This is a genomic window from Nocardia bhagyanarayanae, assembly GCF_006716565.1.
In the GTDB taxonomy this organism is placed as follows: Bacteria; Actinomycetota; Actinomycetes; order Mycobacteriales; family Mycobacteriaceae; genus Nocardia; species Nocardia bhagyanarayanae.
Genome location: NZ_VFPG01000001.1, coordinates 52,273 through 76,299 on the forward strand (window position 1 = coordinate 52,273; position 24,027 = coordinate 76,299).

Sequence of the window (24,027 nt, forward strand, 5' to 3'; positions counted from 1 at the left end):
ATCACATCGAGAGAGCAACGAGCAATGCCGAGTAGCAACAGCGCCTCGAAGTCGGCCAAGGCCGTACGAGCCGCGGGGAAGGTGTCGCCTTCCCGCAAGGGGGGCGGCGGCAAGGGCCCACTTCCGAAGAAGCGCCAGGTCCCGTGGTTGGCCATCGGCGCGGCCGCAGTAATCATCGCATTGATCGGTGCGCTCGCCTACAACCTGGTCCCCAAATACCGCGAACAGGCCGAACTGGACAAGTACACGCCCAGCGCGCAGAAGAAGGATCCCTCGGATCAGATCGCGGGCGTGGTGAAGAAGGACTACGCGCAGGGTGCGGGCAAGCACGTCGACCCGACTCAGCGGGTGGCCTACGACCAGACGCCGCCGTTCGGTGGTCCGCACGACCAGGCGTGGGCCGACTGCACCGGCGTCGCCTACGCGAAACCGATCCGCACCGAGAACGCGGTGCACTCGCTCGAGCACGGCGCGGTCTGGATCACCTACAACCCCGACAAGGTGGACTCCGCGGGCATCGACACGCTGAAGAAGAAGGTCGAAGGCAAGCAGTACACCTTGATGTCGCCCTTCCCCGGCCAGGACAGCGCGATCTCGCTGCAGTCGTGGGGGCACCAGCTGAAGCTGGACGACCCGCAGGACAAGCGGATCAACCAGTTCATCACCGCGCTGCGGCAGAACCAGTACACCTACCCCGAGGTCGGCGCGGCCTGCTCCAACCCGTACTTCGACCGGGAGAATCCGGAACCGTTCGATCCCACGCCGCCCGGTCCGGACGCGGTGCCGATGGACGGCGCGGGGATTCCGACCGATCCGTCCGAGCTCGGTGGTGGACTGCCGCCCGGTATTCCGGGTGTGCCGAGCCTTCCCGGCGTTCCCGGCCTGCCCGGCGCACCCGGGCTCCCCGGCACGGCCGGTCTGCCCAGCGCACCGGCCGCACCGACAGCGGGTTCGTAGATGCCGGACGAGGCCGACGGCGCGGAGACCGGCTTCAAGGCGCAAGTACGCAGGCAAGGGGTGGCGCTGCTGATCCTCGGTGCGATCGGCGCCATCCTGCTCGGGTTCGCCATCGGGACGCTCGTGCGTCTTCCACTGGACGGCGGCTCCGGTGAACCCGACCCCAACGCGGTCGACATCGGCTTCGCCCAGGACATGTCCGCGCACCACGCGCAGGCCGTGGAGATGGCGGGCATCGCTCTGCTGCGCTCGACCGACAACGACGTGCGCAGGCTGGCCTACGACATCATGACCACCCAGCAGAACCAGGTCGGCCGGATGCAGGGTTGGTTGCAGCTGTGGAACAAGCCCGCCCAGGGCGCCGACGGTTTCATGGGCTGGATGAGCGAACCCGACTCCGGGCACGGGCACGGCGGCGGGCACCAGATGTCCGGGTCGATGGCGAGCATGCCCGGCATGGCGACCCAGGAGGAACTCGCCGCGCTGCGCCAAGCGCCCGCGCCCGAGGCCGACGCCATGTTCCTGCGGCTCATGCTGCGCCACCACCAGGGCGGCATGCCGATGATGGAGTACGCGGCCCAGCATGCCGCGACGACCGCCGTGCGCACTCTCGCCGCCAGCATGGTCGAAACCCAGCAGGCCGAATCCCGCCTGCTCACCACCATGCTGACCGCTCGCGGCGGCACCCCCCTCCCCCTCAACTGACCCGGCGTCGGGCCGGACCGTTCGAAAGCGCCCGGCCCGACGCCCTTTTTGGCGTCCAGCGCACGATGCGATACGCTTGCCCCGCCCGATCGGACCGCCCGGCCCGACCGAGATCTATCCCGCCCTCGTAGCTCAGGGGATAGAGCGTCTGCCTCCGGAGCAGAAGGCCGCAGGTTCGAATCCTGCCGAGGGCACTTCACTCGCTGCTTGGCCCATGCCCACGGAGGGCGTGGGCCATTGCTCGTTTCGTCGTGTTTTGTGGGGTGCGACCCCCACGCCCCGCCCGGAGGGCTTCGCTCCCGGACCCCCATCGTGTGGGCTGGGTTTGGTGGGGGTGTTGCGTGAGCGTGTGATCGCTGTCGTAGGTCCGCTGGCGTCGTACTGGCCGAAATGGAGATGCGCCGCCGGTGAGGCCAGCCGGTCTGGGCAGTTGCGTGGTGAACGGCTCGACAGCGCCGGTGATCCGCTTGGGGTGGACCTTGCGAACGGCATCGTGCGCTTGCCCAAGGCGAAGTGCGAGCGGAGTCGGTCGGGCACGCCCGAAACCTGATCGGAAGTCGGGCCGGTGGGCAACGACGGCCCGGCGCCTTGTCGAGGTGGACATTGGTTTGCGCCATGGGCCGTCCTCGCCTCGGCCGGTGCGGGGTATCGGGGAGCGGAATCGATGTGGGGGTTCTTGTCCGAGCCGTGCAGTACCGTCCCGGAGCAGACGATCGTTCGTCGGCACGGTGGGTGTCGCGCCAAGTGCCGACAGCTGGCGAGCCGCCGCGGAGCGCGACCGTCTTTTATACCGGCACAGCGCATTTCGATACCAGAGAGAACTCATGGACTTGCACCTGTCCGCCAGCCGCTACTTCGGCGTGCCCGTACCCGCTCGCGTGGCCGACGCCATCGATGCTCGGCTGCTCGAGTATTGGGCGGGCGATCGCGGCCCGCTCGTGGACGCCCATTTGGCGATCAACTACCCGTACTTCGGAGCGATCGACAAATCGCTGAGTGGATTCGTCGTCATCGATGACGAAGGGGACGACTACACGCTGCTGGATCTGCGCGGCGGCGGCCGGGTGTGGTGGCAGAGTCACGAAACCCGGGAAATCGAGCTGTGGTTCGGCTCTTTCGACGACTGGCTGGCCTACCGGGACGAGCTCGAGCGGGCCGAGGCGAACGACGAGGACGAGCGGTCGAGATTCGATATTCGCGACTCCTTCCGTCCGGCGTCGTTCGCCGCGGACGCCGGGCCCGGTCCGACCAGCGCCGAGCTGGCCGAGCGCTACCAGTGGCTGGTGTGGCTGCTGGCGCAGCCGTTGCTGCGCGACGGAAAGCCCATGCAGTCCGCGGAGGACCTGGCCTCCAGTGCCGCCGGGCACTTCACGCACCATTGGAGGGCTACCGACGCTCAGCAGGTGCTCGAGGTGGAATTGCCACTGCTGCATCGAGATCCGCATCTGGCCATCTACTGGCTGCTGCACACCGGCCTGCTCGCACAGGACGACGACCGCGAACGCGTACTCGCCGAGATCGGCCGTGCCGGCGAGCGTCCTGAGCTATTGGACGCCTTCGTCGCGTCCTTCGGCACGCTGGCGATCGACGGCGACGTGGCGTCCGTGCCGGAGTTCCGCGTCCGCCGTTCGCTGCTCCAGCAGTTCGTCGCTCCCGATGACGAGGCGCGAACGCGGGCCGCGCTCACGGCCATGGCGATGGCACCGGAGCATCTGCCGCTGGCCCGGGCGAGCTGGGTGAACCACGGCTTGGACGACGGGACGCTGACCGCTGAACAGGTGGGCGCCGCCCTCGATCGAATGCCTGTCACGACGGGAACGGAACTGCTGCGCGCCGAAGCGGATCGGCGGGCTGGACGAGAGCACAGCCCGGCCGCGGATACTCTCGTGCGTCTGCTATCCGCATCCGCCGACGCATGGACGATCCGCGTGTGGGCGCTGTCCGTGGTGACGCCGCTGGTGCGCGACGGGGCGGCGCTCGCCGCGGCCGCCGGCGAACTGCTCGGCAAAGACCCGTACAGCAGGGCGTGCCTGATCGCCCTGCGGCGAGCCCACAAGCTGTGCGAGACCGAACCGGTGCTGACCCGCGCGGAGCTCGACCTCCGCTGGGCCGATGCCGAGATGTCGTCTTCCTACCTGGTGCGACTGCGCGCGGACGACTACGCCGCCACCCTGGCCGAGATCGATGGCGCCGGGCTGAGCGAGCTTGTCGCACAACGTGTTCTGCTGCGCGCGGACATCGATGAAACGCACGCCGAAGTCGTCGAATGGGCCCTCGACGCCATGATCGGCAGTGCGCACCCCGATCGGGCCGCGCTGGCCGCCACCGGTATCGAGCACCTGCCCGCCGAGGTACGCACCCGCGTGGTCAAGGGGTTGCGGGTGGACTCCCCGGACAGCGCCTTCGTTCCGGTGCTCCTCCGGCTGCTCGAGCACACACCGGAGCCGGATGCCTCCGACATCGTCGCCGAGATGTCCAACGACGAACTGAAGAAGGCTGTCTGCCACGCACTCGCCCCGGTGGCGCATCATCCGCCGGTGTTCGACGAACTGCTGCGGCTGGCGGCCCAACCCGCACCGGCCAGCACGGTCGAAGCGCTGTGGGAACAGCTGTTCAATTCGAACGCGAAACAGTCTGTGCTGCCGCGGTTGTCGCCCGAGCAGGCCGCGCGGGCCGCCGCCGCCATGATCGACACCATCTTGTCCCATCCCGGGATAAGCGCTCGAAATGCCGCGGGCCACCAGCTGTATCGCTTCCAGCACTCCGGCGCGCAGGACTTCCTCATCGCGGCGCTGGACGACTACGGACGCCGCTACGCCGACTCCGACCCGGCGCACAGCGCGGTACTCAGCCACGGGCAGACGGTGGACGATCAGCTCGAGGACGTGGTCGCCAACCTGTATTCCGCGGTACGGAACCTGAACTCCGAAGCCGCGCGCACCGCGTTGATCGAGCGGCTGTTCACCGAACGGCGCAGCGTCTGGCGCATGGGAAACGCACTCGGCGAGATCTTTTCGGCGGAGGCGCACCGGGAGATCATGGGGCGGTTGCGCGAGCGGCACGACTATCGTGCCGCCGCGCACTACGCCAATGCCGTCACCGATCACGTCAAGCAGCGATGGCCCATTGTCGAACTGCTGCGTGAGATCAGCGGCTGGGCCGCGCCGCCGGACGAGACCGATCAGCGGGTGTTCAAGTACGCGCTGGTCGTCGGCATCGTGGCCGCGTTGGAAGCCGACGAGTACGACCTGGTCCGAACCGCCTACGCCAGTTGGGAATCCATGGCGGCCGATGCAGTCGAGCCCGACAGCCTGTCTCGCGGACGGGACTGGATCGATCCACTCACCTCGGAGGACATGCGCGCCCGACTTACCGAGGTGCTGTCCGGAGAGGCTGATTCGGCACGGCGCGCCCTGCTCGACAAGGGCGAGCGAGCACGTGCGGCGGGGCGGCCACTCACCCGGATCGGTGACGACGACCTCGGCACCTTGGCGGGCACCACCGTGCGGCGTCGCCTGCTCACCGACCGAGGCACGGGCGAAGTGTGGTTCCTCGACTCGGACGGCGAGATCTACGCCTTCGACGGATTCGGCATAGCGAACAAGACCCCCTTCCAGACGAGCCGGATCGGCTATCACGGTATGCGGGAATTCCTGGGTGACGCGCGCGAACAGTCCGAGCGCGCGTTGCTGTGGACGGCGTCGGGCAACGAATTCGTCGAACTGGTGCGTTATCTCGACCGGCTCGTCTATCGGTGGGGGATCAACAACGGCCGCTTCGACACGGTCGGCCTCACCTTTCCCGACCCGGCCGCCGCCGAAAACGCCTTCTTCCGGATGAAATCCACCTGCGCGGCGGCGAAATACGCCGAATCCGATCCGTGGTATCTGCCCGGCCGTGCGGCGATCATGCGCACCTTCTACCGGCCCGACGCCGACAGCGAGCACCTGGTCGCCTTCGACCGGCGACGGTTCGCGGTGGACCCGGAACTCGCCTCGGCTCACGAACGCCGCGAGCTGGAGTTGTATCGCGACGGTGCGGCGCTGTCCACCTTGGAGTGGGTGACCTGGGCCGGCTATCGAGTACGCGAGGAACTGACCGTCGCCGAATGGGTTCGCGCTCGCATCCGCGACGACGATCGCGACGCGGCATGGCATGTCGCCGCCCTCGGCGAGATCGCCGAATACCTGGCGGCACAGGGATTCACCGCACATTCGCCCGGTCTCCACGGGTTCATGGCGGAAGTCGGCCCGCCCGCCCCAGCCGAGGACATCGACGCCCTCGAAGCCGAACTCACGGCACCGCTGCCCGCGAGTCTGCGCGCGCTCTGGCAGCGCATCGGCTACGCCGAGTGGCGGATCGGCGAGACCGGGCTGCGACTTCTGGGCCCCGCCGAGGTACGGCGGGAACGGGGACGCATGCGCAAACTCGGGGCGAAGTACACGGCCGCGCTGGACCGTGACGAGCGACTCGAGTGGGATCCCGTGCTGTCGACCTCGAGCGCGCTGGTGGTCGGCCGCGACGGGTCGGTCGACACCATGTTCTCCGATGTGTCACCGAGTTCCGACGACCGGGTCTTCACGCACTTGGACGCGCATCCGGCCTACTCGTGGTGGGAGAAGTCGCTGTCCTGGATCCTCGCGACCTCGTTCCTGAGCCTCTTCGCCGACCACCTCGAACAGGCCGCGCCCGAAACCACGATGCTCTTCGGCGGCCAGCGGCGCGGCCCGGGACTCACCCGCCGGTACTTCGAGGCCGCCGGGCCCAACGGCACCAAGTTCTGGGAGATCGTCACCGATCCCGGCCTCGACACCGTCGCCACACGGCACGGTAGAGAAGGCAGTGTGGGCACGGTCAACACCAAGCGCTACGGCGACCCGGCCAAGGCGGCCGCCAAGGCCGCGAAAACGATTGCCGCCAAACAGAAGAGCGGATACGAGGAGACCGACGGCTGAGGCACGGTCGGCCGAGCAGCTCGGCGCGGCCGTCCCCCGCGCGCACCGCAGTCGGCCTTTGGCAGGATGGGCCTGTGCGTTCCGTGTTGCGGGTGGGGGCCGTGGTGGCCGCGATGATCGCCCTGAGTTCTTGTTATCCCGAGGATGTTCCGACGTCGGCGACTACGACCAGCTCCGCGGCGCCGACGAGCACCCTCTCGCCGGATCAGCGGCATCGGCAGGGAGCCTTGGCGGAGGGCACGCGGATGGCGGAGGTGCTCGCGCTGCCGACGGATATCGATCCGGACGTCACGGTGTACGGGCGGGCGGGGGTGTTGACGCCGGCGCTGCTGCTGGTGATGGCGGGGCACAACGACGCCATCAAGGAAGCGGCCGAGCGCAACGGGTTGCTGACCGGTTTCATAGCGCACCGCACGAACGGCGATCGGGAACGCCGAAAGGACCTGACGCACGGCGTGATGCGTTTCCCGGACGACGCGACGGCACGGCGGGCGGCCGCCGATCTGGCGGCCGCCGCGGTGCACTCTCCGGGTCTGCTCGAGTCGGTGGCGCGCACGCCCGCGCCACTTCCCGGCGCCCCGGAGTCGAGGTTCAGCCACAAGGAAGAACGGGGACGCTCGGAGGGAATGTCCTTCACCCCCTTCCGCGAGTACGTGATCTACACGTCGGTGCGGGCCGGAACACTAGATGAGGTGCAGCAATCCACGCTGCGCGCCATCGAGCTGCAGGGCCCGCTGCTCGACGGCTTCATTCCGACGCGACTGGCCGACTATCCCGACCTCCCCTACGATCCGGATGGCGTCTTCGCCCTCACCATCGGCGACGGCGACGCGCAACAGGGCGCGTATCGCCAACGTGGCGCGGTGCTCTTCGCGCAGGACCAACCGCGCGCGGCGTCCCTGTTCCGCCAGGTCGGAGTGAACGCTATGGCCAACAAAGGCACTACGGTCTACCGCACCGACGACCACTCGGGTGCGCAGCGCCTGCGCGCGGGTTTGGCGGAGATGCAGCGCGAGCACCAGCCCGCGCCGACCGCACCCGGGGTCCCGTCCTCGTCCTGCGTTTCGGATCCGGAAGGCGGTGCGAATTCGTGGTTCTGCGTCGTCGCCGCGGGTCGGTACGTAGGCGAGATCTGGGCGAAGACACAGGACGACGCGCACCGCCTGCTCGAAGAGCAGTACCGAGTGCTGCACGCCGCGAAGTAGATCGAGTCGCACGGGCCTTTCCCGTACCCTCGCCTTCATGAGCTGTTGCGGACCGTCGCGCCGGACATTGCTCGGCGCGATGGCCTCCGCGGCACTGCTTTCCGCGCTGCCCGCGAGTCGCGTAACGGCGCAGTCCGTCTCACCGGTGGCGACGGATTTGGAAGTGGTCACGGTTACCGATCAATCGGTTGTGCTGACTTGGACGACCGTGGCGGCGGACGAGTCGGGAAGACTGGTGCCCGTTCCATCCGACGCCGAAGTGCGCTTGGGCGCAGCGGATTCCGTGCGGGGCCCGGTGCCGGTCTTCGCCGATCCCGAGCGAACCCCGTTCCACTACGCGGAGATCGGCGGTTTGGAGCCGGGGCGACGCTACCGTTTCGAAGCATGGTCGCAGGGTGCGCGGGCGACGCCCGCTCTCTCGCTGACGACACTCACGCCCGGAACACCGGAAACCACGGGCGAATTCACCACCCTGCTGCCACCGCCGGGCCGCCTGTTGCGCACCATCGCGCTGGCCAACGACGTGCACTACGGCGAGACGGTGAGCGGTCTGGTGGTCGGCGGGTTCCCGCCCGGGTTCCGCCAGCTCGCCGGGCTGCCGCCCTACCCGGAAGTCATGCTGGACGCGCTGCTGGACGACCTGCGGGCCAGGGAAGTGGACCGGCTGGTCGTCGCGGGTGACCTGACCAGCGAGGCGACGCCGGAGGAATCGCGCGGCGTCCGCGCCCGGCTGGACACCTGGGGTGCGCTCGGCACCGACTACCTGGTGACGAGGGGCAATCACGACCGCCCGCACGTCGGCTACCAGGGCTGCACGCATCTGGGCGAACACCGCGACTGCTGGGGCGACAACTTCCTGCCTCCGCAGCAACTGGTCGAGCACGAGGTCGGCGGGCTGCGCCTGCTCGGCGTGGACACCAGCGAACTCGACGGCTCGGGCGGCCGCATCGATCGACCGCAGTTCGATCGCCTTGCCGAGGTGCTGCGCGCCGATCCGGACCGCCCGACCCTGGTCTTCGGCCACCACCCGGTGACCCGCGAGTCCGGGCTGACCAACACCGCGGGGCCCGGCTTCGTCCTCAACGGTCCGGACAGCGCGGAGCTCCAGCACGACTACGAGCGCGCGCCCGGCGTCTTCCTGCACCACAGCGGCCACACCCACCGCAACCGGCGAACCCGCCCGGACGCGAACATCGCGGTGGAATTCCTCGAGGTGGCCGCGGTGAAGGAGTATCCGGGCGGCTACAGCCTGCTCCGCGTGTACGAGGGCGGCTACATGGTGAACTTCTACAAGACGCGCGCCGAGAGCGCCCGGCGCTGGAGCAGCACCACCCGCGGCGAATACTTCGGCCTCTTGCCCGACTACACCTTCGGTACGTTCGCCGATCGCAATCACGTTGTCCTGCGCGACTTTTCCGGCCTCAGCTGAAGCTACCGGCACCGCGGACGGCGAACGTCGACGCCCCGGTCCGGCGGTGGCGTAACACCGAACCGGGGCGTCGACGACCGGCGCACCCCTTGCTTGGAGCGAGCGGCGGGAATTGAACCCGCGTAAACGGCTTTGCAGACCGTTGCCTCAACCACTCAGCCACGCCCGCCTCGCCTTCGAGAATGCCGGGCCGGGCACCGAGCGACCAGACTTGGGCTCGAGCTGATTCGAAAGCGCGCCCGACCCCGGCGCGGGTGATAGAACGTCGGCGCACGACACGGAAACGGCCGCTCGGCATGGAATGATCGAGGACATGTCTCGGCCACGCCCGCTCCCAGTCGACCCGATCGAGGAGGCCCACCGCCAGTGGGTCGGCCACGGCTGGGGCGATGTCGCCGACGGCATGGCGGCGGTGACGTCGCTGGTCCGCGCCCAGCAGATCGTGATGGCCCGGGTGGACGAGGCACTGAAACCGACCGGTCTGACCTTCTCCCGGTACGAGCTGTTGATGCTGCTCAGCTTCAGCAAGACCGGCGCGCTGCCGATGGCGAAGGCCAGCGCCCGCCTGCAAGTGCACCCGACCAGCGTCACCAACACCGTCGATCGCCTGGAGGCGGCCCGACTCGTGGAACGGGTGCCGCACCCCAGCGATCGCCGCGCCACCCTGATCGAGATCACCGACGCCGGAAGGGAATTGGTCGCCGAGGCGACCAAGGAGCTGAACACGAAGGTGTTCGCCCAGCCCGGCCTGCCCCCGCAGCGACTGCACACGCTGTTGCAGCTGCTCGCGGAATTCCGGCATGCCGCGGGCGACTTCGACACCGGGGGCGCGCCCGCGCGCTGGAACACCCGCGATCGCTGAACTTCGGTACGTACCTGTCGGTCTCGTACACCACGCGAGCGACCGCCTCGTAACGTTCCGGCATCCAACTAGCGAATCGGCGGCTGTGTTGCCTTGGCAGCGGACGGGAAAAGGTCCACCATGTAATCCATGGTGCTGGTCTTGGGGGTATCGGCGGGCGCTGGTGGCGCGCGGGCGATGTTGACTCATTCCGATCAGCCGCACCTGCCGCCGATCGATCGTTGCCATGTACCTCGCCGCGCGGGCGGTGGCGTCGAGGAGGCCGTGTTCGAGGCGATCCGCCGAATGTCCCGTTCAGCCCAGCTTCGGGACGAGCTGATCACCGGGACCGCGGTCACCTGCCGCTGCCCGCTGCACGCCGACTCCATCCGTGCCGCGGCGGGTCGCACCCGACTCACCATCGTCGACGAGCCGCTCGCCCAGCTGCGGTACCTGCGCTTCACCGGAAGGCTGCCGGAGTCGGGCACGGTGATTCTCTACGACCTCGGCAGCTCCGGGCTGACGGTCACGCACGCCGACTGCCGCACCGACACCATCCTTTCCAGCAAACGCAGCACGGTGCTCGGCGGCGACGGCTACGACGCGCTGCTGCGCTGGCAACTGGCCCGCGGCGGGGTGCTCACCGACCGGCTGACCAGCCGGCGCCATCGCGAGGCGCTCAGCAGCGCGCGGGTGGTCACCGCGACCGATGTCGGCTCCGGCGGCCGCGCCGTGGTGACCCGCAGCGACCTGGCCGAACTGTGCGCGGCCGGCATCCACCATTCGGCGTCCTTCGTCCGCCAGCTCATCGAGGAGGGCGGGGTGCGCCCGGAGGCGCTGGTGCTACTCGGCGGCTGCACCCGCAGCCCGAGCGTGCGCGCCGAACTGGCCGGACTCGTCGATCTGCCGGTGGTCTACGACCCGGAGCCGGAGTACGTCTCGGCCCGCGGCGCGTTGCTGCTCGCCGCCGAACGCCCGTCCGGCGACGTGCGGATGACGCGGCTGCGAGCGGGCGCGACGCTGTACCGGCCCGCTACCGCGGGCGTCGACCGTCGGAAGGTCATCGCGGCCGTGGCGGTCACCGCGACGCTCGGTGCGACGATCGCCGGTCTGCTCGCGGTGGAACGGAATTCGGCGCGACCACCGCACGGCGGAACCGCGCCGACGCAGATCGAACTGCGCACCACCCCGGAGCTGTCTGGCAACTGAGGCCGGAGCCCGCCACATCCCGTTGGCTAGCATGGCGCGAGAACCACAAGCGCACGACTACGGGGGTGTACACATGGCATTCGCCGCCGCAAGAACCATGCTCACGACCGGATTCGGGGTCCTGATGTCGCATCGTGCCCTTCGCGCGTTTCCGGCGCGGTCGGCTGTCATCGGGGCGGTCGTGATGGGCGCGCCGATGCTGTTGGTCGGCGCGGACGTCGCCGACGGAACCTCGGCGACGCCGTTACTGCTGGTGGGCGTCGCCTATCTGCTGACGATGATCGTCACCACGTTCGGCAATGCCGCGCTCATCGCACAGACCGACATCGTGATGCGCGGCGGGTACCCCAGCGCGGCCGAGGGCAGGCGGGCGGCGCGGGCACGGTGGGCCGCGCTCCTGTTGTGGGCGCTCGCCGCGGCGACCGTGCTACCCGTGCTGCGGCTGGTCGAGCACGACTTCCGCGACATGCGCGCGATGCGCGGCCGCACCCGGACGGCGTGGGCGGACGTGGCGAATCTGACGCTGCCGAAGATCGTCCTGGAGCACCGCAAACCTCTTGATGCCCTGCGTGATTCGCGGGTGGCACTGGAGCGTGGGTGGGGCCCCGACGTGGCGAGCAGTGCACGTCTCGGCGTCGTCGGCTACGTGCTAGTGCTCGTCGGCATCCTGCTGAGCGTGTCGGTCGGTGCGGCGTTGGGCGCGCAGGCGCAGGCGGGGATCGGCCTGCCATACGGCACAGCGATCGGCAGCTGGCTCGGACTGTCCGTCTTCACCACCGGACTGATCTTCTTCTCGGCCGCGACGGCGGTGTATCAGACCGCGCTCTACCGCTACTCGGTCGACGGACGCACGCCGCCCGCGTTCGCCGCGGATCTGACCCGCTCGTTCCAGCCCTGAGCGGAGTCGGACGAACTCGAAGCCATTCCGGCTCGGAGTTCCAGGCCGAACCGTGCGCCCACAGAGTCGAACCCGTCGACGGGACCGGTGCGGGGCGAGCCGACCGGTGGCGCGTGGCCCGGGAAACAGCAACGGCTCGCGCGACGCCACGGAAGGCGGACGCGCGAGCCGTGCACTGACTCAGCGGTTGTTGAACTTCGCCGGACGCTTCTCGACGAAGGCGGTCATGCCTTCCTTCTGGTCCTCGATCGCGAACAGCGAGTGGAACACGCGGCGCTCGAAACGCAAACCCTCGGCGAGGGTGGTCTCGAAGGAGCGGTTCACCGACTCCTTCGCGATCATGGCGACCGGCAGCGACATGCCCGCGATGGTCTCGGCCACCTCGAGCGCGGTGTCGAGCAGCTCGGCGGCGGGCACGATGCGCGAGACGAGTCCGGCGCGCTCGGCCTCCTCGACGTCCATGTTGCGGCCGGTCAGCACCAGATCCATGGCCTTGGCCTTGCCGATCGCCCTGGTCAGGCGCTGCGAGCCGCCGATGCCGGGGATGACGCCGAGCTTGATCTCCGGCTGCCCGAACTTGGCTGTATCGGCGGCGATCAAGATGTCGCAGATCATCGCCAGCTCACAGCCGCCGCCGAGCGCGTAACCGGCGACCGCCGCGATGGTGGGCTTGCGGAAGTTCGCCAGCCGGTCCCACCGGGCGAAGAAATCGTCCATGAACATGTCCATGTACGACTTGGGCTGCATCTCCTTGATGTCGGCGCCCGCCGCGAAGGCCCGCTCCGAGCCGGTGATGACCACGGCGCCGATCTCGTCGTCGTGCTCGAGCTCGTCCAGCGCGGCGATCACGTCATCGAGGACCTGCGCGTTCAGCGCGTTGAGCGCCTTCGGACGGTTCAGCGTGATCCAGCCGACCCGGCCCTTGCGCTCCAGCAGAATCGTCTCGAAGTCGCTCACTCGGTCACCTCTTGCTCGGATCGGTTACGGATATCGGTGACGATAGCCGAGAAGTCCTTGCCCGCGTCCGTCTGGTTGAACCGGGTGTAGATCTCCGCGGCGAGCGCGCCGAGCTGCCCGTCGATGCCGTTGGCGCGCAAGGCGTTCGCGGCGAGGCCGAGGTCCTTCGTCATCAGCGCGGTGGCGAATCCCGGCTGGTAGTCGTTGTTCGCCGGGCTGGTCGGGACCGGGCCGGGCACCGGGCAGTAGCTGGTCAGCGCCCAGCTCTGGCCCGAGGCGGTGGAGACCACGTCGAAGAACGACTGGTGACTCAGGCCCAGTTTCTCGCCGAGCACCAGCGCCTCGGACAGGCCGATCATCGAGATACCGAGCAGCATGTTGTTGCAGATCTTGGCGGCCTGGCCGACGCCCGCGTCGCCGCAGTGCACCACCTTGCCGCCCATCACCTCCAGCACCGGGAGCGCGTCGGCGAAATCGGCCGCCGCGCCGCCGACCATGAAGGTCAGGGTGCCCGCCGCCGCGCCCGCGACACCGCCGGAGACGGGTGCGTCGAGCGCGCGGTGCCCGGCCGCGACGGTCCGCGCCGCGGCCTCCTTGGCATCGGCCACGTCGATGGTGGAGCAGTCGATGAACAGGGTGCCCGGGTTCGCGGCGGGCAGCAGGTCGGCGTAGACGTCGAGCACCAGCTTGCCGTTGGGCAGCATGGTGATCACCACGTCGCGGTCCGTCGCGGCCGCGACGGCCGTCTCGACGACGGTCGCGCCGTCCTTGCGTGCCTGCTCCTGCGCCGCCGGCACCGGGTCGAACGCGAGCACGTCGTAACCCGCGCGGACCAGATTGGCCGCCATGGGCGCGCCCATGTGGCCGAGGCCGAGGAAACCGATCTGCCCACCCGTCGCCCGGCCACCGCCCCTCATCGAATCGCTGTGCGATGCTGTGTTCACTGCTCCGCCTCCGCTGTCGCCAAACCCAGTTCCTTGTCGCCCAATTCGGCGAAGTACGCCGCCACCTGCGCGTCGGTGACCTCGGCGAGGGTCGCCGGTCGCCACTGCGGGTTGCGGTCCTTGTCGACGACCTGCGCGCGAATGCCCTCGACCAGGTCGTGCGACCCGAGCGAGGCGATGGAGACGCGGTACTCCTCGTTCAGCACCGCCTCCAGGCTCGGCAGCTCGCGCGCCGCGCGCAACGAGCGCAGCGTGACCTTCAGCGCGACAGGCGATTTGGCGAGCAGGTCGGAAGCCGCCTTGCTCGCCTCCGGCGCGTCGTGAGCTTGCAGCCGCGCCACGATCTCCTCGACGGTGTCCGCGCTGTAGCAGGCGTCGATCCAGTCCCGCTGCCCCAGGAGTTCGGATTCCGGTGCGGGCTTGGCGAACTCGGCGATGGCGGCGTCGGCGGTCGCGGTGCGCAGCGCGTCGAGCAGCGCCGGGATGTCGTCGGAAGGCACGTAGTAGTCGGCGAATCCGGCCGCGATGGCGTCACCCGCGCTCATCCGCGCGGTGGTCAGCGCGACGTGCGTGCCGATCTCGCCCGGTGTGCGCGCGAGCAGGTAGGTGCCACCGACATCGGGGACGAAGCCGATGCCGACCTCGGGCATGCCGACCTTGGACCGCTCGGTGACGATGCGGTGGCTGCCGTGACCGGAAAGGCCTACCCCGCCGCCCATCACGATACCGTCCATCACCACCACGTAGGGCTTCGAGTAGCGACCGATCAGCGCGTTGAGGATGTACTCGTCGCGCCAGAACACGCCGGTCGGCGAATCAGCGCCCGCCGCACCGGTTTTCGCATCGGCATGGATCGCGACGATGTCGCCGCCCGCGCACAGCCCGCGCTCACCCGCGCCGGTCACCACGACGGTGCGGACCTCGTCGTCCTCGGCCCACGCTCGCAGGGCATCCGTGATGGCAAGCGCCATCGGGTGATTCAGCGCGTTGATGGCCTTGGGCCGGTTCAGCGTGATCAGCCCCAGGCCGTCGCGCTTCTCGATGAGTACGTCACTCATGCTGCTCCTATGACCGAGCGGGCTACGACCACCCGCATGATTTCGTTGGTGCCCTCGAGGATCTGGTGCACGCGCAGATCCCGGACGATCTTCTCCAAACCGTATTCGTGCAGATAGCCGTAGCCGCCGTGCAATTGGAGGGCCTTGTTGGCCACCTCGAAGCCGACGTCGGTGGCGAATCGCTTGGCCATCGCGCACAGTTCGACCTTGTCGGGCGCGTCCGCGTCGAGGGCGGCGGCCGCGCGCCACAGCAGCGTCCGCGCGGCCTCCAATCCGGTGCGCATATCGGCCAGTTCGAATTGCAGCGCCTGGTTCTTGTTCAGCGGCTTGCCGAAGGCCTGGCGGTCGGCGAGATACGGCACCGCCTTGTCCAGCGCCGCCTGCGCACCGCCGACCGAGCAGGCCGCGATGTTCAGCCGGCCACCGTTGAGCCCGTTCATCGCGATGCGGAAGCCGTCGCCCTCCGCGCCGAGCCGGTTGGCGACCGGGACGCGGACGTCCTCCAGGACGACCTGGCGGGTCGGCTGGGCGTTCCAGCCCATCTTCCGCTCGTTCGGCCCGACCGAGAGGCCCGGGGTGTCGGCGGGAACGATCAGCGCCGAAATGCCGCGCGCGCCTTCGTCACCCGTGCGCACCATCAGCACGTAGACGTCGTTGGCGCCCGCGCCGGAAATGAACTGCTTCGCGCCGTTGAGGATGTAGTCGTCGCCGTCGCGAACGGCCTTGGTGCTCAATGCCGCCGCGTCGGAGCCGACGCCCGGTTCGGTCAGCGCGTAGCTGCCGAGCAACTCCATCGAGGTCAGTCCCGGCAGCCAGCGCCGGCGCTGCTCCTCGGTGCCGTAGGCATCGATCATCCAGGCGGCCATGTTGTGGATGGAGATATAGGCCGCCACCGCCGGGCATCCGGTGGCCAGCTGCTCGAAGATCCGCACAGCGTCGAGCCTGCGCAGCCCCGAGCCGCCCACGTCCTCGCGGACGTAGATGCCGCCGAGCCCGAGCGGGCCCGCCTTGCGCAGCACGTCCACCGGAAAGTGTTTCTGCTCGTCCCATTCCAGCGCGTTGGGCGCGAGGAACTCGTCGGCGAACTGGCGCGCGGTCTCACCGATCGCGCGCTCGTCCTCGTTCAAGGTGAACATCCGGCTCAGTCCATCGTCGGGATGACGAACGCGTTGGACTCCTTCAGACCGGAGGGCCAGCGCTGGGTCACCGTCTTGGTCTTGGTGTAGAAGCGGATCGAGTCCGGGCCGTGCTGGTTCAGGTCACCGAAGCCGGAACGCTTCCAGCCGCCGAAGGTGTAGTACGCGATCGGCACCGGGATCGGCACGTTGATGCCGACCATGCCGACCTCGACCCGGGATGCGAAATCGCGGGCGGTGTCGCCGTCGCGGGTGAAGATGGCCACGCCGTTGCCGTACTCGTGCTCGTTGGCCAGGCGCAGCCCCTCCTCGTAGTCCTTGGCGCGGACCACGGTGAGTACCGGGCCGAAGATCTCCTCTTTGTAGATCCGCATGTCGGCGGTGACCTTGTCGAACAGGGTCGCGCCGACGAAGTAGCCGTCCTCGCCGCCCTCGACGGTCAGGCCGCGACCGTCCACGACCAGCTCGGCCCCCTCATCGATGCCGATCTGGACGTAGTTGTTCACCCGGTCCACGCCGTCCTTGCCGACCAGCGGGCCGAAGTCGGCGCCCGGATCGTCCGAGCGGCCGATGTTGAGCTTGTGCACGCGCTCGGTCAGCTTGGCCACCAGGCGGTTCGCGGTCTCCTCGCCGACCGGCACGGCCACCGAGATGGCCATGCAGCGCTCGCCCGCCGAACCGTAGCCCGCGCCGATCAGCTGGTCGGCGACGTCGTCGAGATCGGCGTCGGGCATCACGATGGCGTGGTTCTTGGCGCCGCCGAAGCACTGGGCGCGCTTGCCGTTCGCGGTCGCGGTCTCGTAGATGTACTGCGCGATCGGGGTGGAGCCGACGAAGCCGACGGCCTTGATGCGCGGATCGTGCAGCAGGGTGTCGACGGCCTCCTTGTCGCCGTTGACGACGTTGAACACGCCCGCGGGCAGACCCGCCTCCAGGAACAACTCGGCCAGCCGCAGCGGCACCGAGGGATCGCGCTCGGACGGCTTGAGCACGAACGCGTTGCCGCACGCCAGGGCCGGGCCCGCCTTCCACAGCGGGATCATGGCCGGGAAGTTGAACGGGGTGATGCCCGCGACGACGCCGAGCGGCTGGCGCATCGAGTACACGTCGATGCCGGTGCCCGCGCTCTCGGTGTATTCGCCCTTGAGCAGGTGCGGAATGCCGGTGGCGAACTCGATGACCTCGAGTCCGCGCTGGATGTCACCCTTGGCGTCGGCGATGGTCTTGCCGTGCTCGGCGGAGAGCAGCGCGGCCAGGCTGTCCATCTCGTCCTGCACCAGGGTCAGGAACCTCATCAGCACCCTGGCCCGCTTCTGCGGATTGAACGCCGCCCACTCCGGCTGGGCCGCCGCCGCGTTCGCGATGGCCGCCTCGACCTCGGACTTGCTCGCCAGCGGCACCCGCGCCTGCACCTGACCGATGTTCGGGTCGAAGACGTCGCCGAAATTGCCGGAGGCGCCCGGGACGTGCTGCCCGCCGATGAAGTGAGTGAGTTCGCGAACCATGCCAGTCCTTGTCTGTCGTCGTCGACGCGCGGAGGCGCGATCTGCGGTCATCCTATAGTTGGATGTCCAAGTAAATAACCGGCGGTTCGCGAATGTGATTCATCCCACCTCGCCGAGTACGCCTACGTGGCCGAGCGCGTTCCGCGTCCGACGGCGTGGGGAGAACCGCCGCGAGTCAATCGGACCCACGCGGCGAACGCGTCAGGGCGATGGCACCGGCCGCCACCAGCACCGCGCCGATGATCAGTACGAACCCGGCCGCGCCGAGCCCGTCCGACAGCTCCGGCACCGCGTCGACGATCGCCAGCGTGACCGCCCCCGCGCCGCCGATTATCAACATCGGGGACCGCCGCGTCGGATACAGCGCGAAGCACAGGACAGCGACGAGCGCGGTCAGCCCGGCCGACCAGAGTTCGCGTCCGAAGTCGACGAGGTGCGCACCGAGCAGGGCGAGGGCGATCCCGAGCAGGTATCCGGCCCATGCCTCGACGAGAGCACCCCTCGCGGCCAGCAGGAGCCAGGCCGACCCGAGGACGAAAACGCCGAAGCCGACCCAGAAGTCGTCGAGGTCGATCACTTCGCCGAGCACACCGGCGACGAACGGACCACTGAACGCCGCGCAGGCGAGCATGCCGACGACCGAGGGCAGCGCCAGATAACCGGCCACCGCGACGACCAGTCCCGCGCCTACCGCGACCACCCACGCTTCGTCGGATCCCGTGTCCTCGATGCCCGATCCGACCGCCCCGGCGACGGCGGCCGCGGCCAGCGCGAACAGGACGGCGGCGAGCCGGACGCGCGGGGACGGCGCCGGCGCGTGGAACAGCGCGGCGCGCCCGGCCAAGACCACGCCGCCGAACACGAGCCCGACCGCCACAGCGGCGAGAACGGCGACCCGCCCGGTCCGCGCCAGATCGTCCCAGGCCGCACCCAGGAACAGCATGACCCCGCCGAGCAGCAGGCCCGCCCCGGCGTACGCCGCCACCTCGGCGAGCAGCTTGCCGCCCGAGGGCCGGGCCGCGGCCTCCTCGGCGGCGACCGCCGCCAACACGGCGTCGCGCTGCTCCGCGCTCAACACGCCGCCGTCGACCAGCCGCCGCAGGGCGGCCCCCACCCGTTGCTCGTACGCCATCGGACCAGTATGTCCGAGGGCGGGATGGCGGTCAGCCCAGTCCGCCGCCGGCGCCGAGCCATTCCATCGTCAACAGCGGGACCGGGCCGACTCTGAGTTCGGGTGCCAGCCGCTCCTCACCCGGCCGGGCGGTCGGGGTGTCGGGGGCGCCCGGGCGCAGGCAGGCGGCGGCCCGCGCGATCAGGGTCGGGTGCGATCTCATAGTCGTTGACCTCCAGACCGTTTCGAGGATTCCGTGGCGGCCCACACCGACACGGATGCCGGTTGCATCGGTCGAACAGAGGGCGGCCTCGCGCGCGAGGTCGGCGGCGGAATGAGCGGCGCATCGCCGGACCCGGAACGAGCACGGCGAAGGTGGCGTCCCGTCGTCGACCACGCCATTCGGTGCGGCCCTTCCATCGCAACTCGAGCGGCGGCCGAAGTCGCCGGTTGCGGTCAGGCTGATCGGAACCTCGCTACCTGGAAATCGGCGCACGGCCGGACAGCCGCGATTCCTGGCGGTGTGATCGCTGTCACCGTAGAATTACTTTGACGTCCTAGTATCGGGCGTCAGCAGGAATCGCCGGAGGACTCCCGTGGCCGACAGCAGCGCGCTCCACACGCCCACCCATCCCGTGCGTTTCGTGACGTCGGCCGCCCTGTTCGACGGGCACGACGCCGCGATCAACATCATGCGCCGCATTCTCCAGTCCCAGGGCGCGGAGGTGATCCACCTCGGCCACAACCGCGCGGTGCACGAAGTGGTCGCCGCCGCGATCGAGGAGGACGTGCAGGGCGTCGCGGTCAGCTCCTATCAGGGCGGCCACATCGAGTACTTCGAATACCTCGCGGCCGCGCTGAAAGAGGCCGGGGCCGGTCACATCCGAGTCTTCGGCGGTGGCGGCGGGGTGATCGTGGCCGAGGAGATCGAGCGCCTTGCCGCCTCGGGCGTGCGGATCTTCTCCCCCGAGGACGGCCAGCGGCTCGGTTTGCCGGGCATGATCAACGAATTGGTGCGCACCTGCGATGTCGATCTCGCCCAGGATTTTCCGGCGACCGAGGCGGTGCTCGCCGGCGAGCGGTCCGCGCTGGCGCGCGCCATCACCTGCCTCCAGCAGGACACGCTGCCCTCCGCCGCCCGCGAGGCGCTGCTCGCCGCGGCCGACGCGCGCGCCGTGCCGGTGCTCGGCATCACCGGCACCGGCGGATCGGGAAAGTCCTCTCTCACAGACGAATTGGTGCGTCGGCTGCGCTCGGACCAGCAGGACAAGCCGCGCGTCGCGATCCTCGCCGTCGACCCCACCCGCCGCCGCGGGGGCGGCGCACTGCTCGGCGACCGCATCAGGATGAACGCGCTCGACGGCGCGCACATGTTCTTCCGCTCGCTGGCCACCCGCGGCAATCACGAGCTGCCGCAAAACATCGACACCATCATCGCCGCGTGCAAGGCGGCCGGATACGACCTGGTCGTCCTGGAGACGCCGGGCATCGGACAGGGCGATACCGCCATCGTCGACCACGTCGACGTGTCGATGTACGTCATGACGCCCGAGTTCGGCGCCGCCTCCCAGCTCGAGAAGATCGACATGCTCGACTACGCCGATGTGGTGGCGATCAACAAATTCGAGCGCCGGGGCGCTGCCGACGCGGTGCGCGACGTCTCGCGCCAATTGCTGCGCAACCGTGAGGCATTCGGCGCGCGCCCGGAGGACATGCCCGTCTTCGGCACCAGTGCCGCGACCTTCAACGACGACGGGGTCACCGCGCTCTACCAGCACCTGACCGGCCTGCTGAGCGAGCACGGCCTGCGGCTCGAGCCCGGCACGCTGCCGCAGGTGGACACCAAGGTCTCCACCCGCTTCGCCCAGCTCATCCCGCCCGCCAGGGTGCGGTATCTGGCCGAGATCGCCGAGGCGGTGCGCGGATACCACGCCGAGACGGCTCGGCAGGCCGCGGCGGCGCAGCGCGTCCAGCGGCTCGAGCAGGTGCTGGCCGAACTGCCCGAGGACACTGCGGTCGCCGACCTGCTCGACACCGCCCGCCGGGAACTGAGCGACCGGGACGCCGCGCTGCTGGCCGAATGGCCCTCGGTCGCCGAGAGTTACCGCGGCGCGGAGCAAGTGGTGCGGGTGCGCGACCGGGAGCTGCACACGCCGTTGCGGCGAGAATCGTTGTCGGGCAGTAGCATCGCGCGCGTCGCGCTGCCCCGCTTCACCGATCACGGTGAGCTGTTGCGGTTCCTGCGGGCGGAGAATCTGCCGGGCCGCTTCCCGTTCACGGCGGGCGTGTTCGCGTTCAAGCGGGACAACGAGGATCCGGCGCGGATGTTCGCGGGCGAGGGTGATCCGTTCCGCACCAACCGGCGGTTCAAGGTGCTCTCCGAACACTCCGACGCGAAGCGTCTTTCGACGGCCTTCGACTCGGTGACGCTCTACGGCCGCGATCCCGACGAACGCCCCGACATCTACGGCAAGGTCGGCACGTCCGGCGTCTCCATCGCCTCGCTCGACGACATGAAGGCGCTCTACGACGGCTTCGACCTCACCGCGCCGACCACCTCGGTCTCCATGACCATCAACGGCCCGGCCCCGACCATCCTCGCCTACTTCCTCAACACCGCTATCGACCAAGCGCTGGAACGCTTCTCGGCGAGCGAGGGTCGCGCGCCGACGGCGGACGAAGCCGCCGACATCCGGGCGCGCACGCTGGCCACCGTGCGCGGGACCGTGCAGGCCGACATCCTCAAGGAGGACCAAGGCCAGAACACCTGCATCTTCTCCACCGAGTTCAGCCTGCGGATGATGGCCGACATCCAGGAATGGTTCGTGCGCAACAAGGTTCGCAACTTCTATTCGGTGTCCATCTCGGGCTACCACATCGCCGAGGCGGGCGCGAACCCGATCAGTCAGCTGGCCTTCACCCTCGCCAACGGATTCACCTACGTGGAGGCCTATCTCGCGCGCGGCATGGACATCGACGACTTCGCGCCCAACCTGTCGTTCTTCTTCTCCAACGGCATGGACCCGGAGTACTCGGTGATCGGCCGGGTCGCGCGGCGCATCTGGGCGATCGCGATGCGCGACCGCTACGGCGCCAACGAGCGCTCGCAGAAGCTGAAGTACCACATCCAGACCTCGGGCCGTTCGCTGCACGCGCAGGAGATGAACTTCAACGACATCCGGACCACGTTGCAGGCGCTGATCGCCGTCTACGACAACTGCAACAGCCTGCACACCAACGCCTACGACGAGGCGGTGACCACCCCGACCGAGGAATCGGTGCGCCGCGCGCTGGCCATCCAGCTGATCATCAACCGTGAGTGGGGTCTGGCGATGAACGAGAACCCGATGCAGGGCAGCTTCATCGTCGACGAGCTCACGGATCTGGTCGAGGAGGCGGTGCTCACCGAGTTCGAGCGGATCAGCGAGCGCGGCGGCGTGCTCGGCGCCATGGAGACCGGCTACCAGCGCGGCAAGATCCAGGACGAATCCATGCTCTACGAGCGGCGTAAGCACGACGGCTCGCTGCCGATCATAGGGGTCAACACATTCCGCAATCCCAACGGCGAACAGCACCGGGTGATGGAACTGGCGCGCGCCACCGAAGCGGAGAAGAAGTCCCAGCTCGACCGGGTGCGCGAGTTCCAGCAGCGCCACCGCGACGCGGCGCACGCGGCGCTGGCCCGCCTCGACGCGGTGGCCCGCACCGACGAGAACATCTTCGAGGTGCTGATGGACGCCGCGCGGGTATGCACGCTGGAGCAGATCACCGAAGCCTTCTTCACCGTCGGCGGGCAGTACCGCCGCAACGTCTGAGGCGCGGGATCCGTCATTGGCCCGCGCGGGCCATCGGTCGTGTGACAATCGCCGGGCCGGGAAATCCGCCACGACAGGAGGGACACGATGGACCTCGCCGGTCTACGCGTGATCGACGCGCACATCCACCAGTGGGATCCGCTGACCACGCCGCGCGATTTCAGCAATCTCGCCCGGCTGTTCAAGTACCTGCCGGTGCCGATCGATCTCGCCACCCGGTTGGCCCCGCGTCGCGACCGCGAATTCGTCGGCGACCCAACGCCTTACGTGCATCCGTACCTGCCCGCCGACTACCGCACCGACACCGCGGGCGTCCCGGTCGAGTCGATCGTGCACATCGAGGTCGAATGGACGGGCACGGGTACGACCGCCAAGGCCGACGAGACCCGCTGGGTCGCCAGCCTGCCGTTCGGGGTCGACACCCCGCGCCTCGGCGCCGTCATCGGATCGGCCGACCCGGCCGCCGACGGCTTCGCGGCCCTGCTCGACGCGCACCAGACGGCGTCGCCGCTGTTCCGCGGCATCCGCACGATGGTCGCGCATCACCCCGACACCGCCGTCCGCTCCTTCACCGGCAACGCGGGCGCGCTCACCACGAGCCGCTTCCTGGACGGGTTCGCCGAGCTCGCCGAGCGCGGACTGTCCTTCGAGGCGTGGGTGTACTCGCACCAGCTGCCCGAAGTGACCGCGCTGGCCGAGCGCTATCCCGAGGTCACCATCGTGCTGAACCACCTCGGCACGCCCGCGGGGCTGTTCGGCAAGGTCGGCAAGCGCACCGGCGCCAACCCGGGCGAGCGCAGGAAGCTGCTGCTGGCCTGGCGCGACGACCTGAGCGCGCTGGGCGCCAAGCCGAACGTGGTCGCGAAGGTCAGCGGGTTGATGATGCCCATCCTCGGCCATCCGGTGCCGCCGCGCGGCAGCGCGACTCCGGTGCCGACGCTGGTCGAGCGAATCGGTCCGCTGGTCACGCACGCGATGGACGTCTTCGGGGCCGACCGCCTGCTGTGGGGCTCGAACTTCCCGGTGGACAAGCCCATCACCAGCATCGACCACAGCGCGCGGGCCATCGCCGAGATCGTGACCGGCCACGGCGGCGGCCCCGCCGACCTGGCCCAGATCTTCCGCGACACCGCGGAACGCGTCTACCGCGTGGAGGCTCCCGAGTAACACCGCGGGCCCCGTGGCGAAGCACTGCGGCCCGTTGACAAGGCCGCGGGCGCGCGCGCCTAATGGGATGGCAGGTGCGGACAATGATGTCGCCCGACATCACATGAGTTCGTACGACGGCGGCCGGACTCATGG

General features: G+C 69.2%; 17 protein-coding genes and 2 tRNA genes. 11 read left to right on the plus strand and 8 right to left on the minus strand.

The features are described from left to right. Positions 1-24: 24 nt before the first annotated feature. The 6 genes from FB390_RS00235 (at position 25) to FB390_RS00260 (ending at position 9,251) form a co-directional block, all read left to right on the plus strand. Entirely contained in the window at positions 25-957 is a 933-nt protein-coding gene (locus FB390_RS00235) for a thioredoxin-like domain-containing protein (protein ID WP_141807132.1), read from the plus strand. After that, positions 958-1,662 carry a DUF305 domain-containing protein gene (locus FB390_RS00240; protein ID WP_141807133.1) on the plus strand — a complete coding sequence of 235 codons (705 nt, stop codon included), beginning with the start codon at positions 958-960 and terminating at the stop codon, positions 1,660-1,662. It abuts the gene before it with no gap. Positions 1,663-1,783: 121 nt separating this feature from the next. Next, positions 1,784-1,856: transfer RNA gene (locus FB390_RS00245), tRNA-Arg, on the plus strand. 534 nt (positions 1,857-2,390) lie between these two features. Then, positions 2,391-6,617 carry an SMI1/KNR4 family protein gene (locus FB390_RS00250; RefSeq protein WP_141807134.1) on the plus strand — a complete coding sequence of 1,409 codons (4,227 nt, stop codon included), beginning with the start codon at positions 2,391-2,393 and terminating at the stop codon, positions 6,615-6,617. Between the two features lie 74 nt (positions 6,618-6,691). Then, entirely contained in the window at positions 6,692-7,822 is a 1,131-nt protein-coding gene (locus tag FB390_RS00255) for a DUF7373 family lipoprotein (protein WP_141807135.1), read from the plus strand. 235 nt (positions 7,823-8,057) lie between these two features. After that, a complete protein-coding gene (locus FB390_RS00260; protein WP_246123785.1) occupies positions 8,058-9,251 on the plus strand; it encodes a metallophosphoesterase family protein in 1,194 nt (397 codons plus the stop codon). 94 nt (positions 9,252-9,345) lie between these two features. On the opposite strand, the gene FB390_RS00265 is transcribed toward FB390_RS00260, so the two are convergent. Then, positions 9,346-9,420: transfer RNA gene (locus FB390_RS00265), tRNA-Cys, on the minus strand. Between the two features lie 144 nt (positions 9,421-9,564). Here FB390_RS00265 and FB390_RS00270 point away from each other — a divergent pair. The 3 genes from FB390_RS00270 (at position 9,565) to FB390_RS00280 (ending at position 12,199) form a co-directional block, all read left to right on the plus strand. Next, positions 9,565-10,113: a MarR family winged helix-turn-helix transcriptional regulator gene (locus FB390_RS00270; protein ID WP_141807137.1), complete on the plus strand. Its 549-nt coding sequence runs from the start codon at positions 9,565-9,567 to the stop codon at positions 10,111-10,113. Between the two features lie 129 nt (positions 10,114-10,242). Beyond that, a complete protein-coding gene (locus FB390_RS00275) occupies positions 10,243-11,301 on the plus strand; it encodes an Hsp70 family protein (RefSeq protein ID WP_141807138.1) in 1,059 nt (352 codons plus the stop codon). Between the two features lie 73 nt (positions 11,302-11,374). Next, positions 11,375-12,199, plus strand: a complete 825-nt coding sequence (locus FB390_RS00280; protein ID WP_141807139.1) for a DUF6159 family protein — start codon at positions 11,375-11,377, stop codon at positions 12,197-12,199. Between the two features lie 180 nt (positions 12,200-12,379). Here FB390_RS00280 and FB390_RS00285 read toward each other — a convergent pair whose 3' ends face one another. The 7 genes from FB390_RS00285 to FB390_RS33325 form a co-directional block, all read right to left on the minus strand. Then, complete coding sequence (locus FB390_RS00285) at positions 12,380-13,156, minus strand: enoyl-CoA hydratase (protein WP_141807140.1); 777 nt, start codon at positions 13,154-13,156, stop codon at positions 12,380-12,382. Beyond that, positions 13,153-14,073, minus strand: coding sequence for a 3-hydroxyisobutyrate dehydrogenase (mmsB, locus tag FB390_RS00290; protein WP_141811458.1), 921 nt, complete (start codon positions 14,071-14,073; stop codon positions 13,153-13,155). The genes FB390_RS00285 and mmsB overlap by 4 nt, the downstream gene beginning before the upstream one ends. A 23-nt stretch (positions 14,074-14,096) precedes the next feature. After that, complete coding sequence (locus FB390_RS00295; RefSeq protein ID WP_141807141.1) at positions 14,097-15,158, minus strand: enoyl-CoA hydratase/isomerase family protein; 1,062 nt, start codon at positions 15,156-15,158, stop codon at positions 14,097-14,099. Next, positions 15,155-16,294, minus strand: coding sequence for an acyl-CoA dehydrogenase family protein (locus tag FB390_RS00300; RefSeq protein WP_141807142.1), 1,140 nt, complete (start codon positions 16,292-16,294; stop codon positions 15,155-15,157). The genes FB390_RS00295 and FB390_RS00300 overlap by 4 nt, the downstream gene beginning before the upstream one ends. 5 nt (positions 16,295-16,299) lie before the next feature. Then, positions 16,300-17,799, minus strand: coding sequence for a CoA-acylating methylmalonate-semialdehyde dehydrogenase (locus FB390_RS00305; protein WP_141807143.1), 1,500 nt, complete (start codon positions 17,797-17,799; stop codon positions 16,300-16,302). Positions 17,800-17,974: 175 nt separating this feature from the next. Beyond that, on the minus strand, positions 17,975-18,931 hold the full coding sequence (locus FB390_RS00310; protein WP_141807144.1) for a DUF2157 domain-containing protein: 957 nt from the start codon (positions 18,929-18,931) through the stop codon (positions 17,975-17,977). Between the two features lie 31 nt (positions 18,932-18,962). Next, complete coding sequence (locus FB390_RS33325) at positions 18,963-19,133, minus strand: hypothetical protein (protein ID WP_185756895.1); 171 nt, start codon at positions 19,131-19,133, stop codon at positions 18,963-18,965. 373 nt (positions 19,134-19,506) lie between these two features. Between FB390_RS33325 and icmF the strand changes: the two genes are divergently transcribed. Then, positions 19,507-22,725: a fused isobutyryl-CoA mutase/GTPase IcmF gene (gene icmF, locus FB390_RS00315; protein ID WP_141807145.1), complete on the plus strand. Its 3,219-nt coding sequence runs from the start codon at positions 19,507-19,509 to the stop codon at positions 22,723-22,725. Between the two features lie 87 nt (positions 22,726-22,812). Then, positions 22,813-23,892, plus strand: coding sequence for an amidohydrolase family protein (locus tag FB390_RS00320; RefSeq protein ID WP_141807146.1), 1,080 nt, complete (start codon positions 22,813-22,815; stop codon positions 23,890-23,892). The last annotated feature ends 135 nt before the right edge of the window (positions 23,893-24,027 follow it).

Excerpts from the sequence above, each read along its gene's own strand:
- FB390_RS00235 (WP_141807132.1), top strand. The coding sequence starts at position 25 with ATGCCGAGTAGCAACAGCGCCTCGAAGTCGGCCAAGGCCGTACGAGCC.
- FB390_RS00240 (WP_141807133.1), top strand. The coding sequence starts at position 958 with ATGCCGGACGAGGCCGACGGCGCGGAGACCGGCTTCAAGGCGCAAGTA.
- FB390_RS00270 (WP_141807137.1), top strand. The coding sequence starts at position 9,565 with ATGTCTCGGCCACGCCCGCTCCCAGTCGACCCGATCGAGGAGGCCCAC.
- FB390_RS00275 (WP_141807138.1), top strand. The coding sequence starts at position 10,243 with ATGGTGCTGGTCTTGGGGGTATCGGCGGGCGCTGGTGGCGCGCGGGCG.
- FB390_RS00280 (WP_141807139.1), top strand. The coding sequence starts at position 11,375 with ATGGCATTCGCCGCCGCAAGAACCATGCTCACGACCGGATTCGGGGTC.
- mmsB (WP_141811458.1), bottom strand. The coding sequence starts at position 14,073 with ATGAGGGGCGGTGGCCGGGCGACGGGTGGGCAGATCGGTTTCCTCGGC.
- FB390_RS00295 (WP_141807141.1), bottom strand. The coding sequence starts at position 15,158 with ATGAGTGACGTACTCATCGAGAAGCGCGACGGCCTGGGGCTGATCACG.
- FB390_RS00300 (WP_141807142.1), bottom strand. The coding sequence starts at position 16,294 with ATGTTCACCTTGAACGAGGACGAGCGCGCGATCGGTGAGACCGCGCGC.
- FB390_RS00305 (WP_141807143.1), bottom strand. The coding sequence starts at position 17,799 with ATGGTTCGCGAACTCACTCACTTCATCGGCGGGCAGCACGTCCCGGGC.
- FB390_RS00310 (WP_141807144.1), bottom strand. The coding sequence starts at position 18,931 with ATGGCGTACGAGCAACGGGTGGGGGCCGCCCTGCGGCGGCTGGTCGAC.
- FB390_RS33325 (WP_185756895.1), bottom strand. The coding sequence starts at position 19,133 with ATGAGATCGCACCCGACCCTGATCGCGCGGGCCGCCGCCTGCCTGCGC.
- FB390_RS00320 (WP_141807146.1), top strand. The coding sequence starts at position 22,813 with ATGGACCTCGCCGGTCTACGCGTGATCGACGCGCACATCCACCAGTGG.